The following is a 16,457-nucleotide window of genomic DNA, read 5'->3' on the forward strand; positions in this document are numbered from 1 at the left end:
CGACGGCGAAACCGTAGGTACCCTCCTACATGCAAACGAGTACCCATCCGAGTGGTTCAGCAGTATGCAGAGCTAGAGTGCCTTACGCCTTGAAACCGAACATTACCGATTGAGCCCGTGCAACTTGCAGTTTTCGTCGTGGAGGACAACGCCGAGATCCAGGAGAACCTCGTGGGAGCGCTGGAGGAACTGACCTGCGTGCGCGTGGTTGGCGGCAGCGCCACCGAGGACGGGGCCCTGGAGTGGATCGCCCGCAATTCCGACTGGGACATGCTGATCGTGGACCTGTTCCTCAAGGGCGGCAGCGGCATGCGACTGGTGCAGCGCGTGCAGCGCGCCCGGCCCGACCAGAAGATCATCATCTTCAGCAACTACGTGAACGCCAGCGTGCGCAAGCGCTGCGCGCAGCTTGGCGTGGACGGCGTGTTCGACAAGTCCACCGAAATCGACGCCCTGGTGGACTACTGCTCCCACCAATGCAGCCAGCTGGGCGCCCTTGCCGCGTCCAGTCCCGCACACCCTACTGGAGGATCTCCATGATCAAGTCCGTCGAATTCGCAGGCCTGTCGCTGGTCGAGCCCGAAGCCGCAGTCCCCGTGGCCGATGTTGCGCCGGCCTCTACCGCCGCCGCGCCCGCCTCGGCGAATCCGTCGCAGGCCGCCGCCAGCCCGGTGATCGGCCGGCGCTGGTCCGATGGCGCCGGTGCCTATGCGCCGATCGATCCGAACACGCCCTGGACCATGGCGCAGCAATGGCCGAACCTGGTGGCCGCGCTCTCCGAGCAGGCGGTGGAAAGCAGCAACCTGCTGCTGCGCGCGCTCAACTACCTGGTGGGCGCCGGACGGCTGCGCCGCAGCGAAGCCAAGGCCCTGTCGGACGCGATGCACCAATTGCGCGGTACCAGCCTGCGCGCCCAGCAGATCACCCGGCTGGCCGGCGGCCGCATCCGGCAGGCGCGTGAGCGCGTGGACTTGTCCGAGCTGGTGCAGCACGTGCTGGACGACCGGGCGGCGGAACTGGAGGCCGCGGGCGTGGGCATCACGTCCGACCTGCAGGCCGTGGACGTGCTGCTGGATCCCCCGGTGGCGATCAGCCTGTTGAACAGCACCATCGACTGGGCCCTGAGCTTCAGCAAGCAGCTGCACATCTCGCTGGCACAGGCGGAGTGGCCGGGACCGGCGCAACTGCGGGTGCGCGTCACCACGCCGCCCCCGGCGCAGCCTGCCCCTCCCAGCGGCGTGGGCTGGACCGTGCGCCCGCGCGGCCGCCGGCTGAACGACGGCCTGCACTGGATGCTGCTGCGGCAGATCGCGGCCTCTTCCTCGCTGGGCGTCGCGCGCACGCGCGAGGATGGCGCGGCCCTGCTGACGATCGACTTCCCGAAGACCTTCCTGAGCACGGAGGGGATGGCCTGCCTGGAACTCACCGACCACAACGACGGCCCGTCCGCGCCGCTGCGGGACACCTGGGTGCTGGTGATCGCCAAGGACGATCGCATGCGCACCGAGGCGGTCGATGCGCTGCGCAAGATGGGCATCGATGCAGTTGCCGCGAAGGACACCGAGCAAGCCGGCACGGCGATCGGCGATACGCGGCCGAACGTGCTGGTCACGGGGTACGACGTGCCGACCGACCAGATCGCTGCCTTCCGGCGCGACGTCCTGGGCGGCGAGGACCGCTGCCCGCTGGTGGAGATCACCCGCGACCTGCCGTCGTTCCACCTGAATGGATTCGACCGCTTCGAGACCCCGAAGGTCGGGCGCGAACAGTTGACGGCGGAACTGCCGCCGACGGTGCTGTTCGAGCTGGTGAAGGTGGTTTGACGCGGTGACGGTGTCGGGGTGCGGCGTTGCCGCAACCCGACCTACATGGCGGCCCAGGTCGTAGGTCGGGTTGCGGCAAAGCCGCACCCCGACAACTCAACTCAAACCCCGAAGGGCCCTGCCTCGAGCAGCCGCACCAGCTGGTCCGCCGGCACCGGCGGGCTGTAGAGGAAGCCCTGCGCCTGGTCGCACCCCAATGACCGCAACGCCGTTGCCTGGGCCTCGGTCTCGACGCCCTCGGCGACCACCGACAGGTTCAGGCCGCGCGCCAGCGACACGCAGGTGCGCACGATGCCCTCGTAGGCCGCGTCGGCGGTGATCTTCTTGACGAAGGCGCGGTCGATCTTCAATTCGTCGATCGGCAAGGTCACGATGTACGCCAGCGACGAATAGCCGGTGCCGAAGTCGTCGATGGCCACCGGCACCCCCAACGCCCGCACCTGGGTCAGCACCTCGATGGCGCGCTCCATGTTCCCGATCAGGATGCTTTCGGTGATCTCGATGCCGATGGCCGACGGGTCGCCGTCGAGCGCCGCCAGCGCGCGCTGCAGGGCGGGAACGAAATCGTCGTCGCGCAACTGCGCCGCGGCCACGTTGACCGCGATGCGCGGCGCCGCCAGGCCGGCATCGCGCCAGCCACGCCAGTCGTCGATCGCGCGCTCCATGATCTTCTGGGCGACGTCGCCGATCAGGCCAGTGGTTTCCAGCGCCGGGACGAACTCGCCCGGCGGCACCAGCCCGCGCCGCGGGTCCATCCAGCGCACGAGCGCCTCGACACCGACGATGCGGCCCGTGGCCAGCTCCACCTTCGGCTGGTAGTAATTGACGAACTCCGATTTCTCCAACGCGCGCCGCAACTGCGGCTCCAGCCGGAAATGCGTGCTCAGGAGGTTGTCCACGCTGCGGTCGAAGAACGCCATCGACTGCTCGCGCTCGATCGCGACCTGCAGCGCGGAGTCCGCGGCATTCACCACCTCGTCGAGCGTCCTGCCGTCGTCGGGGAAGGCAGCGAAGCCCAGGTTCACCGGGCACACCAGCGAAAGGTCGTTGACGCTGTAGGGCTCCGCCAGGCTGCTGGCCAGCTCGGGCGCAACCTTGCGGGCGAACTCTTCCGGGCGTGCGCCCGGGAAGAACAGGACGAACAGCCCGCGCTTGATGCGGCCGATGGCGGCGCCGCGGTCGCCGAAGACGCGCAGCCGGTCCGCCGTCTGCTTGATCAAACCGTCAGCGATGCGGAAGCCGTGGGCGGAATTGATCTGGTTGATGGTCTTCAGCCGCACGAAGCACACCATGCCGCTGTCGGGCTTGTGGTGTTCGAACGCGGCTTCGAAGTGGAACCAGTTGGGCAACCCAGTCAGGCGGTCGGTCTCGGTGGCGATGCGCAACTGGCGGCGCAGGACCAGGTGGCTGGAAATGGCCTTGGCCAGCTTGGCCAGTCCGTCGCGCTGGCTGTCGGTCAGCCGGCGCGGCACGCTGTCCATGACGCACAGGGTGCCGATCGCGCTGCCCTCGCGCGTGCGCAGCGGCACGCCGGCGTAGAAGCCCAGGGTCGGGCCCTTGGCGCCCCAGGGTTGCGCGTCGGCCCAGCCGAGCCGGGCCACATCCGGAATTTCCAGCAGCCGCTCCGGTTCGAGGATGGCGTGGGCACAGAATGACTTGTCGCGCGGGATCTGCTGCACCGGCAGGCCGACGCGCGCCTTGTACCACTGGCGATGGCTGTCGACCAGGGTCAAGGCGCTGAAGGGGGTGCCGCACACCAGGGCGGCCAGCTGCACCAGCCGGTCGCAGTCCTCGTCGGGGTCGGTGTCGAGGATTCCGAATCCGCGAAGCTCCGAGATACGCTGGGGCTCGTCGGCCGGTTGCAGTGCGGCCGTGTACAGCCAGGCCGGCCGCCGGGGCGTCCGGTCGTCGCTGCCACCCCGGTCGAACACCAGCGGCACGTTGCACTCGGTTCCGGTTCGCGGCTGGACGGCGGCCATCGGCGTTCCGATCAGTGACGCACGATCCGCATCCGCTCCGACGCCATCACGGCGCTGCTGAACGCGTCTTCATCCTCTGCCAGCCGGCGGACGCTGGCGCCGCGCTCCTCCGCCTCGCGGGCCGCGGCCCGCAGCTGGGCTACCAGCGGCGCCACGTCCGACTCGGCCTGCGCCAGCTCCAGGTCCACGCTCGGCACGGACACCATGGCGCGACGCGCATCCGCGGCATGCGTGGCGCCCAGGTCGATGTCGACGCCCAGCACGCTGCCGTCGCCCACGTCGGTGGCCGCCTGCACCGCTGCTTGTGCGCCACCAGCATCCTCCGCGTGGGCCCACGGCGCCAGGGCGTGTGCCTCGCCGACATCCGGCGTGGACGAAGCTTCCGCGATGAGGCTCGTGGCGATGTCATGGAGGCAAAGCAGGTCGCGGCCGGCCTGCAGCGTCAGCGGCGGTCCGGCCGTCGGCGCGGCGAACAGGACGTCCTCGATCAGCCGCAGGACGCGCGGCGTGCTCCACATCGACGTGATGCTGGCGCTCAGCCCGGGCAGGCTGTCCAACCCCACAGGGGCGGTCACCTGTTCCAGGGGCGGCGCGTCCACCCCGAACACCTGCGCGTAGCGGCGGCGCACCAGGCCGGCGGCGGCGCTGTCGTCTTCGTGCTCGCACAGCCGGATCAGTTCGAAGAAGGCGATGGGCGCCGGGCTGGCGCTGTCCTGCAGGTACGACTTCAGCACGCCGGCGGCGTCCACGGTGAGCCCGAGCGAGGACAGGAATTCCACCTCCTCGAAGGTCGCGGCGAGCGTCTCCACCCGCAGCACGCCATCGGGGTCGTGCCGCTTCGCGGGCGCGGCGGTGCGCAGCACCGGCGCGTCGAAGCTGATCGGCCCGCGTCGCGCCGATTGCGGCACCGGCGAGGCGGGCGCAGCCCGTTCGCGGCCGGCGGCGGCGGCGTAGGCAGCGGGCAGGTCCGGCGCGGCCGGGGTCGCGTCCGCGGCAAGCGGCACGGGCTCCGATGTCTGCGCCGTTGCCGGCGGTGTTTCCAACGGCGCCAGTTCCGCCGCCGCGGCTTCGTCCCCGACAGCAGGTCCGGCGGCCCGGTCCGGTGCCGGCACGTACCAGTGTTCGACCGCGCTGTGGCGGGTGCGGTACCAGAACAGGCCGGCGGCGGCCATCGCGAGCAGCAGCAGCAAGCCCAGCACCTTCACGGTGGCAGCAGAGACGTACCACGGCTGCGCGGCATCCAGCCGCTGCCGCAGCGCCGCCATTTCAGCCCGCGTCTGGTCCCCGTTCTGTCGCAGCTGCGCGAGGTCACGCTCCAGGCCCTGCAGCATCACCGTCGTGCGCAGCACTTCCTGCGGGTCGGCGTTGATGGCCTGCCAGAGCAAGGCAGCAGTGGCGCGCCGCGCGGCGTCTCCGGCCGGGTCCGACAGCTGGGTGCTCGCGCGCAGCAGCGTGACGCTGTCGGCTTCGATCGGTTCCAGCCGCAACCGTGGTCCCGAGGGTGCGGCGGCCACCACCGGCCTGGGCGCGCGGGCCAGGGCCGCGCGCGTCCTCGGCGCAACGGATTCGCGCGCCTTCGCAGCAGTCGACTGGGGATTCCTCGCGGCAGTGGACTCGCGCGCCGCCGCGACCGCGGTACGCGCGGGTCGCACCCGGGGTGACGTCGACCCCGTCGTGCCCGGCGCGGTGGCCAGCGGCAGCGGCGCCATGGACGTTGCCGCCGCCATGGCCGGGGACAACGCCGTGGCAGGCGGCGGCGCCGACGGACGCTGCGCGACCAGCCCCGCAATTACCTGCTCCGACGGGAGTTCGGGCAACAATGTGTAGCTGCGCGTAATCGCGCCCTGGCAGCCGACACGCACCGACACGGTGACGACCGGCTCGTCGATCAAGGTCTCCGTTTCGATGCGCACCTGCTTTTGCGGGTCGGCGCCCAGGATGGTTGCCCGTACGCGCCCGGAAGGCAGGCGCGTGTCGCCGAAGAACACGTCGGCATGGACGCATTCATTGCCCGAACCAGAGGCGGCGAAGCGCGCGGGCACCGTCATTTCCAGGGGGCGGCCGATCCAGGCCGTGCCCGATGGGGTGCCGAGCGACTGGGCCTGCACCCCGGCCCACATCCCGGACAACAGCAGCGGGAGCACCAGTTTGTGGCTGGAAGCGAGCAACTTTTTCATGAGCTTACGCACTGTAAGAAGCTCTGCAGAATGCCATAGGTAGGAAGTGCTGAACTTCCCTTGTAGGACGCAGACTACCTTTTGCGGGTGCCGCGCGGCAATTTTCCCGCGTCTGGAACGGCTCGCGGCGCTCAGGGCGCGGTCGGGGTGACCGCGTGATTGCGGCCCTGCATGGCGGGCAAGGCCGACTTGCCGACAGCGGTCAGCGTCTTGTTGATCTCGATGCCGCGCCGGTAATAGTCCGTCGCGACCACGGGGTCCGCGCTGCGGAAGGCGATGACGGCGGTGACCAGCCCCGCCACCACCACCGTCGCGGGGCCGGCGATCACCAGCCAGACCAGCGGGTACCGCCACCAGGGCAAGGACGCGGGGGGTTGGGGCTGCATGCGAAACCTTTCAGCGGGGAACGAGGAACACCGACTTTTCCCGGACGTGCGCGTCGGCGCCCTCGGCCTGGATGTCGAAGTGAATGGGATGGGAGCCCGGCGGGGCGGAGCCAAACGGCACCTGCAAGCGCACCGCGACCCAGCGCGACTCGGCGGCGCCGACCTCGACCACCGCGTCGGAGGCGAGCGAGAGGCCCGGCAGCCCGCCGGCATCGATGCGATAGCGTTGCGGCTGCTCCGTGGCGTTCATCACCTGCAGCCGGTAGACGTTCTCCAGGCGGCCGCCAGCCGCGAAGCGCGCGAGCGCGGCGCGGTCGCGCACCACGTCCACCTTCAGCGGCGTGCGCAGCGCCAGGCTGGCCATCATGCCGGCCGTGAGCACCAGCAGCACCGCCGCATAGACCAGCACGCGCGGGCGCAGCACCCGGCGCAGGATGGCGGCGCGGCCGGAGCCCTGTTCCAGCGCCCGCTGCGTGGTGAAGCGGATCAGGCCGCGCGGGTAGTGCATCTTGTCCATGACGGAGTCGCAGACGTCCACGCAGGCCGCGCAGCCGATGCATTCGTACTGCAGGCCCTGGCGGATGTCGATGCCGGTCGGGCACACCTGGACGCACAGCCCGCAGTCGATGCAGGAGCCCAGCCCCAGGGCCGGCAGGTCATCCTGGCGCCCCCGCGTGCCGCGCGGCTCGCCGCGCGCGCTGTCGTAGCTGACGATCAGCGTGTCCGCATCGAACATCGCGCTCTGGAACCGCGCATACGGGCACATGTACTTGCATACCTGCTCGCGCATGAAGCCGGCGTTGCCGTAGGTGGCGAAGGCGTAGAAGAAAACCCAGAACACCTCCCACGAGCCCATGCGGGTCTGCAGGAATTCCATCCCGAGGTCCTGGATGGGCGTGAAGTAACCGACGAAGGTGAAGCCCGTCCACATCGCCAGCAGGCCCCACAGCAGGTGCTTGAACCATTTCTTGACCAGCTTTTCCACCGACAGCACCCCGCCATCGAGCCGGATGCGGGCGTTGCGTTCCCCCTCCACCTTGCGCTCGATCCACAGGAACATCTCCGTGTACACCGTTTGCGGGCAGGCAAAACCGCACCACAGGCGCCCGGCGATGGCGGTGAACAGGAACAGGGACAGCGCGCTGACCACCAGCAGGCCGGTGAGGTAGATGAAGTCCTGCGGATACAGCACGTAGCCGAGGATGTAGAAGCGGCGCGCCGCCAGGTCGAACAGCACGGCCTGGCGTTCACCCCAGTTCAGCCAGGGCAGGCCGTAGAAGACGATCTGCGTGAGCCACACGAAGGCCCAGCGCCACCTGGCGAAGGCGCCCGTCACCGTGCGCGGGTAGACCTTCTTCTCCGACTCGTAGAGCCCGTTGCCCGCTTCCTCGGGAACGACAGGGAGGATGGGGATGACTTTCACGAGAGCGTCAGGGCCGCGGGGACTGCGGCTTGTGGGTCAGCCCCCAGACATAGCTGGCCAGCACGTGGATCTGCGCTTCGGTCAGCTTGCCTTCCTGCGCCGGCATCTCGCTGGTCTTGCCGTTGTTGACGATCGCGATGATCGCCTGCTCGCCATAGCCGTGCAGCCAGATGTCGTCCGCCAGGTTGGGGGCTCCCAGCGCCGGGTTTCCCTTGCCGTCGATGCCGTGGCATGCCGCGCAGGCGGTGAACTTGCTCTTGCCCAGCTGCGCGCGCACGGAGTCGTGCGGTGCATTCGACAGGCTCATGACGTAGTTGGCGACGTTCTTCACGTCATCGGGCGAACCCACCGCGGCGGCCATCGCCGGCATCGCGCCGACCCGACCCTTGGTGACCGACTCCCTGATCCTGTCGGGCGTTCCGCCATGCAGCCAGTCGGCGTCGGCCAGGTTCGGGAAACCCTTGCTGCCGCGCGCGTCGGACCCGTGGCATTGCGCGCAGTTGTTCATGAACAGCCGCTCGCCCACGGCCATGGCGTTCGCATCGCCTGCCAGTTCTTCGGGCGCGAGCGCGGTGAACTTCGCATACAGCGGCCCGAGGTCCGTGTTCGCCTGCGCCACTTCGGCCTCGTACTCGCCGCGGGTCGTCCAGTTCAGCTCGCCCGGATAGGAGCCCAGCCCCGGGTAGGCCACCAGGTACAGCAGCGAGAAGACGATCGTCGCGATGAACAGCCCCACCCACCACAACGGCAGTGGATTGTTCATCTCCGTGAGGTCCTCGTCCCAGACGTGCCCGGTGGTGTTGTCGCTGCGCGCCGGCACCTTCTTGCGCGCGGTGATCCACAGCAGCAGCAGGCAGGCGAGGATGCCCGCCAGCGTGACGCCCGCCACGAACAGGGACCAGTAGCCGTTGGTGAAATCGCTCATGTCGCCGGGCTCCTACTGGTCTTGATCGAAGGGGAGCCGCGCGGCTTCGTCGAAGCTGTCGCGGTTGCGGCGCGACCAGGCCCAGCCCCAGATGCCGATGAAGGTGACGAAGGAGACGACGGTGGCGATCTCGCGGAGGGTGTTGACGTCCATATCGATTTCTCCTACTTCAGGGACCGGCCCAGCGACTGCAGGTAAGCCACCAGCGCATCCATCTCGGTCTTGCCCTTCAGGTCGGCCGGCGCCCTGGCGATCTCTTCGTCGCTGTACGGCGCGCCCATGGCGCGCAGCGCCTTCATGTGGGCCTGGATGCTGGCGGCATCGGCCGGGTTCTTCTCGAGCCAGGGATAGGCCGGCATGTTCGATTCCGGCACCAGGTCGCGCGGGTTGTTCAGGTGGATCTTCTGCCACTCGTCGCTGTACTTGCCGCCGACGCGATGCAGGTCCGGGCCGGTGCGCTTGGAGCCCCACTGGAACGGGCGGTCGTACACGAATTCGCCGGCGACCGAGTAGTGGCCGTAGCGCAGCGTCTCCGCCCGGAAGGGCCGGATCATCTGCGAGTGGCAGTTGTAGCAGCCCTCGCGCACGTAGATGTCGCGGCCGGCGACCTGCATCGAGGTGTAGGGCTTCAGTCCGGCGATCGGCTCGGTGGTCGACTTCTGGAAGAACAGCGGCACGATCTCCACCAGGCCGCCGACGGCGACCACCAGCAGGATCAGCACGATCATCAGGAAGTTGCTGGTCTCCACCTTCTCGTGCGAGAAGGTGGCCACAGGGGTGGTGTTGTCGTTCATGTTCGTGTTTTCGTTCACGCCGCGCGGGCCAGCGGCGCCGGGATGTGGAAGCGCACCGCGCGGCCGCCGCCCACGGTCATCCACGTGTTCCAGGCCATCACCAGCATGCCGCCAAGGTAGAGCACCCCGCCGAGGAAGCGGATGACGTAGAAAGGATAGGTCGCCTTGACGGATTCGACGAAGGTGTAGGTCAGGGTGCCGTCGGCATTGACCGCGCCCCACATCAGGCCCTGCATCACGCCGGCGATCCACATGGCGGCGATGTAAAGCACGATGCCGACCGTCGCCATCCAGAAGTGCAGCTCGATGGCCGGCACCGAGAACATCTTCTTCTGCCCGAACAGGCGCGGGATCAGGTAGTACAGCGACCCCATCGTGATCAGGCCCACCCATCCGAGGGCGCCGGCGTGCACGTGGCCCACCGTCCAGTCGGTGTAGTGCGAGAGCGCGTTGACCGTCTTGATGGACATCATCGGGCCCTCGAAGGTCGCCATGCCGTAGAAGGACAGCGCCACGATCATGAAGCGCAGCACGGGGTCGTCGCGCAGCTTGTGCCAGGCGCCCGACAGGGTCATCACGCCGTTGATCATCCCGCCCCAGCTCGGGGCCAGCAGGATCAGCGAGAACACCATGCCGACCGACTGCGTCCAGTCCGGCAGCGCGGTGTAGTGCAGGTGGTGCGGGCCCGCCCACATGTACGTGAAGATCAGCGCCCAGAAGTGCACGATGGACAGCCGATAGCTGTACACCGGCCGCTCGGCCTGCTTGGGGATGAAGTAGTACATCATCCCGAGGAAGCCGGTGGTGAGGTAGAAGCCGACGGCGTTATGGCCGTACCACCACTGCACCATGGCGTCCTGCACGCCGGCATAGGCGGAGTAGGACTTCATCAGGCCCGCGGGAATGGCGGCGCTGTTCACCACGTGCAGCAGCGCCACGGCGATGATGAAGGCGCCGAAGAACCAGTTGGCCACGTAGATGTGCCGGACCTTGCGGATGCCGATCGTGCCGAAGAAGACGACCGCGTACGACACCCACACCAGCGTGATCAGGATGTCGATCGGCCACTCGAGTTCGGCGTATTCCTTGCCGGACGTGTAGCCCAGGGGCAGGCTGATCGCGGCGGCGACGATGACGGCCTGCCAGCCCCAGAAGGTGAAGGAGGCCAGCTTGCCCATGAACAGCGGCACCTGGCAGGTGCGCTGCACCACCCAGTAGCTGGTGGCGAACAGGCCGCAGCCGCCGAAGGCGAAGATCACCGCATTGGTGTGCAGCGGCCGCAGGCGCCCGTACGACAGCCACGGAATGCCGAAATTGAGTTCGGGCCACGCGAGCTGCGCCGCGATGAACACGCCCACCAACATGCCCACCACGCCCCAGACCACGGCCATCAACGAGAACTGCCGCACGACGGTGTCGTTGTACGTCGTTGGGGAGAGGGTCGACTCGGTCATGCAGCACCTTTTTGGAATGCTGCGAGTCTCCGCGCCGCCGGCGGCGGCGCGCTTGATGCAGATCAATCGTCCTGCAGGATGCGTTCGCCTTCGGCATCGACGCCGTCGAACTGGCCGCGCCACACGGCCCACGCCAATGCGCCGAGGATGGCGAAGGCGAGCGCCACGGACAAGGGGATGAGGATGAAGAGGATGTCCATGCCGTCAGCCGCGCGCGAGGCGGGCCGCATTGAGCACGACGAACAGCGAACTGGCGGCCATGCCCAGGCCAGCCAGCCATGGCGGCATCATGCCGGCGATCGCCAGCGGCACGCTCAGGGCGTTGTAGCCGGCCGCCCAGGCCAGGTTCTGCCGCACCACGCTTCGTGTGCGCCGCGCCAGCTGCAGCAGCGCCGGCACGGCGTCGAGCCGGCCGCCCTGGACGATGAAGTCGCAGCGTTGCTGCGCGATCGGCACGGCCTGCCCCATGGCGATGGAAAGGTCCGCGCGGGCCAGCACCGGTCCGTCGTTCATGCCGTCACCGACCATGGCGACGCGGTGGCCGGCGCGCTGCAGCGCGGCGACGCGGTCCAGCTTGTCCTGCGGAGATTGGTTTCCCAGCGCCTGCGCGATGCCGGCACGTTGCGCCAGCCGGGCGACCGGCGCCGGCTGGTCGCCGGAGAGGATTTCGATCGCGATGCCCTGCGCGTGCAGGGAAGCGATGGCGGCGGGCGCGCCTTCGCGCAGAGTCTCGTCGATGGAGAAGCTCGCGATCCAGCCGCGGTCGTCGGTGATGTGGACCCGCGCGCTTTCCGCCGGGGTGCGCTCCGCGCAACCCGGCCTGCGGTCATCGGATCCGTAGGCCGGGTTGCCGAAGGCACCCCGGCAAAACGCGCTCGACCCCAGCCGCATCCGCACTCCTTGGACAACGCCCTCGACGCCCTGTCCCGCGGTTTCGCGGGCCAGCGTCGCCGGCTCCGCGTCGCCCGCCGCGCCGGCGATCGTCTTCGACACCGGATGCAACGAATGCCGGGCCAGTGCGCCCGCCCAGGCCAGCGCCTGTCCCGGCGTGACGCCGTCGCGGACGTGCACAGCCGTGACGGCCATCGACTCGGTCGTCAGCGTCCCGGTCTTGTCGAACACCACCGTGTCCACCGTGGCCCCGGTCTCCAGGGCCTCGAGGCGGCGCACCAGGATGCCGCGGCGGGCCAGCGCGCCGGCTGCCGCGAGCGTCGCGGCCGGCGTCGCCAGGGACAGCGCACAGGGACAGGTGACGATGAGCACTGCCACGGCGATGCCCAGCGCATGGCCCGGGCCCTGCGGCCACCACCACCAGGCCGCGCCCGCGGCAGCCAACAGCACGCCGGCCAGGAACGGCGAGGCGAAGCGGTCCGCCAGCCGCGCGATCGCCGGCTTTTCCATCGACGCGCGTTCCATCAACGCCACGATCTGCCCGAAGCGCGTGGCGTCGCCGACGCGTTCCACCAGCACCAGCACGGCGCCGGCGAGGTTGGCGCTGCCGGCGACCACCGCATCGCCGGGGCGCAGCGGAACCGGCTTGGACTCGCCGGTGAGCAGCGCCTCGTCGGCCTGCGTCTCGCCCTCCAGCACGCGTCCGTCCGCCGGGAAGGTCTCGCCGGCGTGGATGCGCACCCGGTCGCCGACGGCCAGGCGCAGCACCGCGACGCGCTCGCTGCTGCCGTCGGCGGCGACGCGCTCCACCGTGTCCGGCAACCGCCGCACCAGCGCTTCCAGCGCGCCGGCGGTGCGGTCCCGCAGCCGCTGCTCCAGCAGGCGGCCGGACAGCAGGAAGAACACGAACATCGTCACCGAGTCGTACCAGACCTCCGCGCCCATCGGGCCGGCGGGGTCGAAGGTGGCGGCGGTGCTGGCGCCGAAGGCGATCAGGATGCCCAGCGCCACCGGCACGTCCATGCCGATGCGGGCATGCCGCAGGTCGCGCCAGGCCGAGGAGAAGAAGGGGCGGCAGGAAAACAGCAGCACCGGCAGCGTGAGCAGCCACGACGCCCAGCGCAGCAGCGCCGCCACGTCGGGCGTCATGTCGCCGGGCCCGGCCACGTACGCGGGGATCGCGTACATCATCACCTGCATCATGCAGAAGCCGGCCACCAGCCAGCGCCACAGCAGCAGGCGTCGCGCCTGGCGGCGCGGCACGGCCGCCAGCGCATCGGCCGCCGGCAGGCCGCGGTAGCCCGCGCGCTCCAGCGCGGCCAGCCACTGCGAGGGACGGCCTTGCCCCGGCGACCAGACGACACGCGCGGTGGCGGTGGCGCCATTGACTTCCACGCCCTGCACGCCCGGCAGCCCCGCCAGCGCCTGTTCGATGACGAGGGTGCAACCCGGGCAGTACATGCCCTCGATCGCGAGATAGGACTCCCAGGCGCCGGCGCCTTGCGGCACGGCGCGGCTGAACGCCTTCCACTGCCCGGCCTCGTCAATGAGGGCACGCGCGAAAACGGGCGGAGCAAGGGTGGCGGACTGCATCCGGCAAGCCTACGGTCGCCACTCGGCGGGCCGGTTGACATGGATCAACCGCGCCGGGTCCCCCCGCCCTAAGCTGGCGGCCGGCAGCACAAGGAAAGAACATGTACCAACGCATCCTGGTCCCTACGGACGGCTCGGCGCTGTCGAAGAAGGCGGTGAAGAGCGCCATCGCGCTGGCTTCGAGCATCGGCGCCGAGGTCGTCGCCGTGAACGTGGTGCCGCGCTACCCCATCTCCTATTTCGAGGGCGGGGCCAACGTGTCCGACGCCGAGGTGTCGCGCGTCGAAAAGCTCTGGGCCGAGCAGGGCCAGTCGATCGCCGACGACGTCGGCAAGGAGGCCGGGAAGGCGGGGGTGAAGGCCAAGGCCACCACGGTCCGCTCCGACCTCGTGGCCGAGGCCATCCTTGCGGCCGCCCGGAAGAACCGCTGCGACCTGATCGTCATGGCCTCGCACGGCCGCAAGGGGCTCAAGCGGCTGCTGCTGGGCAGCGAAACCCAGCACGTCCTGACCCATGGCACCATCCCGGTGCTGGTCCTGCGCTGACAGCGCTACCCCAACCCAAGAAGAAAGGGACTCCCCATGAAGATCGTCCTCGCCGCCGACGGCAGCAGCTATACCAAGAAGGCCCTCGCCTTCCTCGTCACCCACGAGGAATTCGGCGGCCCCGAAGCAGAGATCCTGGTCGTCAACGTGCAGCCGGCGGTGCCGCCGCGCGTGCGGAGCATGGTGGGCGGTACCGCGGTGAACGACTACCACCGGGAAGAAGCCGAAAAGGTGCTCAAGCCGATCGAGAAGTTCCTGCAGCGCCACGACCTCGCCTACAGCTCGAAGTGGGCCGTCGGTTCCCCCGGGGTGGAGGTCGTGAAGGTCGCCAAGAAGGAAAAGGCCCACATGATCGTGATGGGCACGCACGGCCACGGCATCCTGGGGCGCGCGCTCCTGGGCAGCGTGGCGCAAAACGTGCTGACTTCGTGCGAGATCCCGGTGCTGCTGGTGAAGTAGTTACGCGGAGACGAGGCGCCGCAGCCAGTCGAGCAGCACCACCGGCAGCAGCTCGGGCCGTGGCAGCAGCGCGTACTGGTGCGGCCCGAACACCACCGGCAGATAGCCGGCGGCTTGCCGGTCGATGGTCAGGCAGAACGGCGACACGCCCTGCAGCCGCGCCTCGACGACGGCCTGCCGCATGTCCTCCAGGCCATAGCGGCCCTCATAGTCGTCGACATCGTTCGGCTTGCCGTCGGACAGCAGCAGCAGCAGCCGGTGTGCCGCAGGCTGGCGCATCAGCGTGGCCGTGGCATGTCGGATGGCTGCCCCCGCACGCGTGTAGTTCTCCGGCTCCAGCCCTGCGATGCGGCGGGCTACTGCGGGCCCATGGCGCTCATCGAACGCCTTGACGCTGCGCACGACGACGCCTTTCGGTCCTTCGCCGGAAAAACTCTGTACGCAGAAGGGGTCCGCCATGCCCTCCAGCGCGATGCACACCAGCAGCAGGGCCTCCCGCTCCACATCGATCACGCGACGGTCTGCGGCAATCCAGCCGTCGGTGGATCCGCTCGCGTCCACCAGCAGCGTGATGGCCACGTCCCGTCGTGCCCGGCGCTCCGTCTGGTACAGCCGCTGCGAAAGCGGCAGTCCGGCGCGGAAGTCGGCCTGTGCTTCGCTCCAGGCTTCCAGGTCGATCGCATCGCCATCGAGCTGCCGCCGCTGCCGCACGCGCTGCGCGCGCAGCAACTCGAAGCGCCGGCGGATCTCGTGGAGCATGCCGGCCCGCGACGCCAATGTTCGCTCCACCCACTGCATCGGCCCGTCCACCGCGGGCAGCAGGCGCACGATGGCGCCCGGGTCGCGATACGCGCCGGCCCGCCAGTCCCACTCGGGATACGCCAGTTCCGTCGCCTGCCCCGGCTGCGGCGCCGCCGCGTGCTTGCCTCGTCCCTCTGGCGGATCGTCCGACAGCAGCACTTCGCGCGGCCTGCCCGGTGTGGAGACCAGCCGCGCCTCCGGCAGTTCCGACAGCGCATCGGCGAATTCCTCGGACGCAGTGGTTTCGTCACGGTCCGTCGGACGCTGCATGCCCATCGGGTCTTCCGCGGCCTCGTTCGGCTGCGCGCCCTGGACCATCCAGGCGCCCTGCTTGCGGTCGTCCTCGTCGTCGACGGCTTCCCGCACCTCGGGCCGGCGCGGCAAGTGCGCGCTGCGCGGACGCCCGGTGAAGCCGGTGTCCTCGCCCGAATGCTCGTGCGCCGGAACCCGTCGCCGGTCCCCGGGCTGCCGCAAGTCTCCGGTCCAGGCGTCGCGCCACAGCAGCGCCGGCGCCCCCGGCATGTCGCCGAGCGAATGCACCAACGCAGCGGCCTGCGCGAGCACCGATGTCGGCTCGGCGGGCCATGGGGCGATGTTTTCCCCGCGCAGGACGGCAAGCACGATCTCCTCGAGCGCTTGCGCACGCGCGGGCAAGCCACGCAACTGCTGCCGCCGCTGCAGGCTGGCGACGCGCAAGGACTGCAGCCCGGTGCTCAGGCCGGGCAGCCGCTGCGCCAGCTCCGCATCCGCGGCGCGCGCCTCCAGCAACAGGAACGCGTCACGAAGCAGGGCCGGCGCGTGGGCCGGAAGGACAGTCGCACTGCCACGCAACGCGCGCATTCCCTGGCGCAATGCATGCAGGCGGAATCGCTCGATGGCCAACGGGTCCGCCACGTCCGGGCCGAAGTCCGCCGGCAACCAGAGGCTCTCGCCGTCCGTGGCCGGCAGCGCCTCGCGTTGCGGCGGCAAGGCGTCTCGGCCCAACCAGCGTTCCAGCCACCTTGGCGGCGCCGGCACGTGCGCGACGCGCAGGGCGAACGAGCGGCCAAAGGCGGCCACCAGCAGCAGGTCGAGCCGGCGCGCCACATCTCCCAGGCGAGGCGGTTGGTGCCTGGCGGATGGCGGCCGGTGCCGGCGCCACAGGTCCTGCGCGAAAACGGTGGCGTGCCGCGCCGCGTCGGTGATGACGTCCTCGGCTTCGGCCATC

The 16,457-nt window shown here is 69.6% G+C and carries 15 protein-coding genes; 4 read left to right on the forward strand and 11 right to left on the reverse strand.

What is annotated here, in order from left to right:
- Positions 1 to 117: 117 nt before the first annotated feature.
- Both WG902_RS08640 and WG902_RS08645 read left to right on the forward strand, forming a co-directional pair.
- Entirely contained in the window at positions 118 to 540 is a 423-nt protein-coding gene (locus tag WG902_RS08640) for a response regulator (protein WP_340059613.1), read from the forward strand.
- The gene (locus WG902_RS08645; protein ID WP_340059614.1) at positions 537 to 1,823 is read left to right on the forward strand and encodes a hypothetical protein; all 1,287 of its coding nucleotides are present in this window, start codon (positions 537 to 539) and stop codon (positions 1,821 to 1,823) included. The genes WG902_RS08640 and WG902_RS08645 overlap by 4 nt, the downstream gene beginning before the upstream one ends.
- A gap of 101 nt (positions 1,824 to 1,924) precedes the next feature.
- Here the strand turns inward: WG902_RS08645 and WG902_RS08650 are convergent, their stop codons facing one another.
- The 10 genes from WG902_RS08650 to WG902_RS08695 all read right to left on the reverse strand — a co-directional run bounded on the left by WG902_RS08650 (position 1,925) and on the right by WG902_RS08695 (position 13,445).
- Entirely contained in the window at positions 1,925 to 3,802 is a 1,878-nt protein-coding gene (locus WG902_RS08650; protein ID WP_340059615.1) for a putative bifunctional diguanylate cyclase/phosphodiesterase, read from the reverse strand.
- 11 nt (positions 3,803 to 3,813) lie between these two features.
- The gene (locus tag WG902_RS08655; protein ID WP_340059616.1) at positions 3,814 to 5,979 is read right to left on the reverse strand and encodes a hypothetical protein; all 2,166 of its coding nucleotides are present in this window, start codon (positions 5,977 to 5,979) and stop codon (positions 3,814 to 3,816) included.
- A gap of 131 nt (positions 5,980 to 6,110) precedes the next feature.
- On the reverse strand, positions 6,111 to 6,365 hold the full coding sequence (locus WG902_RS08660) for a FixH family protein (protein ID WP_340059617.1): 255 nt from the start codon (positions 6,363 to 6,365) through the stop codon (positions 6,111 to 6,113).
- Positions 6,366 to 6,375: 10 nt separating this feature from the next.
- Positions 6,376 to 7,788 (reverse strand): cytochrome c oxidase accessory protein CcoG, encoded by a 1,413-nt coding sequence (gene ccoG / locus WG902_RS08665; protein WP_340059618.1) that lies wholly within the window; start codon positions 7,786 to 7,788, stop codon positions 6,376 to 6,378.
- A 7-nt stretch (positions 7,789 to 7,795) separates the two neighbouring features.
- Complete coding sequence (gene ccoP, locus WG902_RS08670; protein WP_340059619.1) at positions 7,796 to 8,713, reverse strand: cytochrome-c oxidase, cbb3-type subunit III; 918 nt, start codon at positions 8,711 to 8,713, stop codon at positions 7,796 to 7,798.
- A 12-nt stretch (positions 8,714 to 8,725) separates the two neighbouring features.
- Positions 8,726 to 8,866 (reverse strand): cbb3-type cytochrome oxidase subunit 3, encoded by a 141-nt coding sequence (locus WG902_RS08675; protein ID WP_340059620.1) that lies wholly within the window; start codon positions 8,864 to 8,866, stop codon positions 8,726 to 8,728.
- 11 nt (positions 8,867 to 8,877) lie between these two features.
- On the reverse strand, positions 8,878 to 9,507 hold the full coding sequence (gene ccoO / locus WG902_RS08680) for a cytochrome-c oxidase, cbb3-type subunit II (RefSeq protein WP_340059621.1): 630 nt from the start codon (positions 9,505 to 9,507) through the stop codon (positions 8,878 to 8,880).
- Between the two features lie 14 nt (positions 9,508 to 9,521).
- Positions 9,522 to 10,961 (reverse strand): cytochrome-c oxidase, cbb3-type subunit I, encoded by a 1,440-nt coding sequence (gene ccoN, locus WG902_RS08685; protein WP_340059622.1) that lies wholly within the window; start codon positions 10,959 to 10,961, stop codon positions 9,522 to 9,524.
- 62 nt (positions 10,962 to 11,023) lie between these two features.
- Positions 11,024 to 11,161 (reverse strand): cbb3-type cytochrome oxidase assembly protein CcoS, encoded by a 138-nt coding sequence (ccoS, locus tag WG902_RS08690; protein WP_340059623.1) that lies wholly within the window; start codon positions 11,159 to 11,161, stop codon positions 11,024 to 11,026.
- A gap of 4 nt (positions 11,162 to 11,165) precedes the next feature.
- Positions 11,166 to 13,445 carry a heavy metal translocating P-type ATPase gene (locus WG902_RS08695; protein WP_340059624.1) on the reverse strand — a complete coding sequence of 760 codons (2,280 nt, stop codon included), beginning with the start codon at positions 13,443 to 13,445 and terminating at the stop codon, positions 11,166 to 11,168.
- 101 nt (positions 13,446 to 13,546) lie between these two features.
- On the opposite strand from WG902_RS08695, the gene WG902_RS08700 reads away from it, so the two are divergent.
- Entirely contained in the window at positions 13,547 to 13,990 is a 444-nt protein-coding gene (locus tag WG902_RS08700) for a universal stress protein (RefSeq protein ID WP_340059625.1), read from the forward strand.
- Positions 13,991 to 14,026: 36 nt separating this feature from the next.
- Positions 14,027 to 14,449, forward strand: coding sequence for a universal stress protein (locus WG902_RS08705; protein ID WP_340059626.1), 423 nt, complete (start codon positions 14,027 to 14,029; stop codon positions 14,447 to 14,449).
- Here WG902_RS08705 and WG902_RS08710 read toward each other — a convergent pair whose 3' ends face one another.
- Complete coding sequence (locus WG902_RS08710) at positions 14,450 to 16,456, reverse strand: hypothetical protein (RefSeq protein ID WP_340059627.1); 2,007 nt, start codon at positions 16,454 to 16,456, stop codon at positions 14,450 to 14,452.
- Position 16,457 lies beyond the last annotated feature (1 nt).

Source organism: Ramlibacter sp. PS3R-8 (assembly GCF_037572435.1).
Lineage (GTDB): Bacteria > Pseudomonadota > Gammaproteobacteria > Burkholderiales > Burkholderiaceae_C > Ramlibacter.

What these genes read in the sequence shown, in the direction of transcription:
- WG902_RS08645 (WP_340059614.1), top strand. Translation starts at nt 537, where the DNA reads ATGATCAAGTCCGTCGAATTCGCAGGCCTGTCGCTGGTCGAGCCCGAA.
- WG902_RS08650 (WP_340059615.1), bottom strand. Translation starts at nt 3,802, where the DNA reads ATGGCCGCCGTCCAGCCGCGAACCGGAACCGAGTGCAACGTGCCGCTG.
- WG902_RS08655 (WP_340059616.1), bottom strand. Translation starts at nt 5,979, where the DNA reads ATGAAAAAGTTGCTCGCTTCCAGCCACAAACTGGTGCTCCCGCTGCTG.
- WG902_RS08660 (WP_340059617.1), bottom strand. Translation starts at nt 6,365, where the DNA reads ATGCAGCCCCAACCCCCCGCGTCCTTGCCCTGGTGGCGGTACCCGCTG.
- ccoP (WP_340059619.1), bottom strand. Translation starts at nt 8,713, where the DNA reads ATGAGCGATTTCACCAACGGCTACTGGTCCCTGTTCGTGGCGGGCGTC.
- WG902_RS08675 (WP_340059620.1), bottom strand. Translation starts at nt 8,866, where the DNA reads ATGGACGTCAACACCCTCCGCGAGATCGCCACCGTCGTCTCCTTCGTC.
- ccoO (WP_340059621.1), bottom strand. Translation starts at nt 9,507, where the DNA reads ATGAACGACAACACCACCCCTGTGGCCACCTTCTCGCACGAGAAGGTG.
- ccoN (WP_340059622.1), bottom strand. Translation starts at nt 10,961, where the DNA reads ATGACCGAGTCGACCCTCTCCCCAACGACGTACAACGACACCGTCGTG.
- ccoS (WP_340059623.1), bottom strand. Translation starts at nt 11,161, where the DNA reads ATGGACATCCTCTTCATCCTCATCCCCTTGTCCGTGGCGCTCGCCTTC.
- WG902_RS08695 (WP_340059624.1), bottom strand. Translation starts at nt 13,445, where the DNA reads ATGCAGTCCGCCACCCTTGCTCCGCCCGTTTTCGCGCGTGCCCTCATT.
- WG902_RS08700 (WP_340059625.1), top strand. Translation starts at nt 13,547, where the DNA reads ATGTACCAACGCATCCTGGTCCCTACGGACGGCTCGGCGCTGTCGAAG.
- WG902_RS08705 (WP_340059626.1), top strand. Translation starts at nt 14,027, where the DNA reads ATGAAGATCGTCCTCGCCGCCGACGGCAGCAGCTATACCAAGAAGGCC.
- WG902_RS08710 (WP_340059627.1), bottom strand. Translation starts at nt 16,456, where the DNA reads ATGGCCGAAGCCGAGGACGTCATCACCGACGCGGCGCGGCACGCCACC.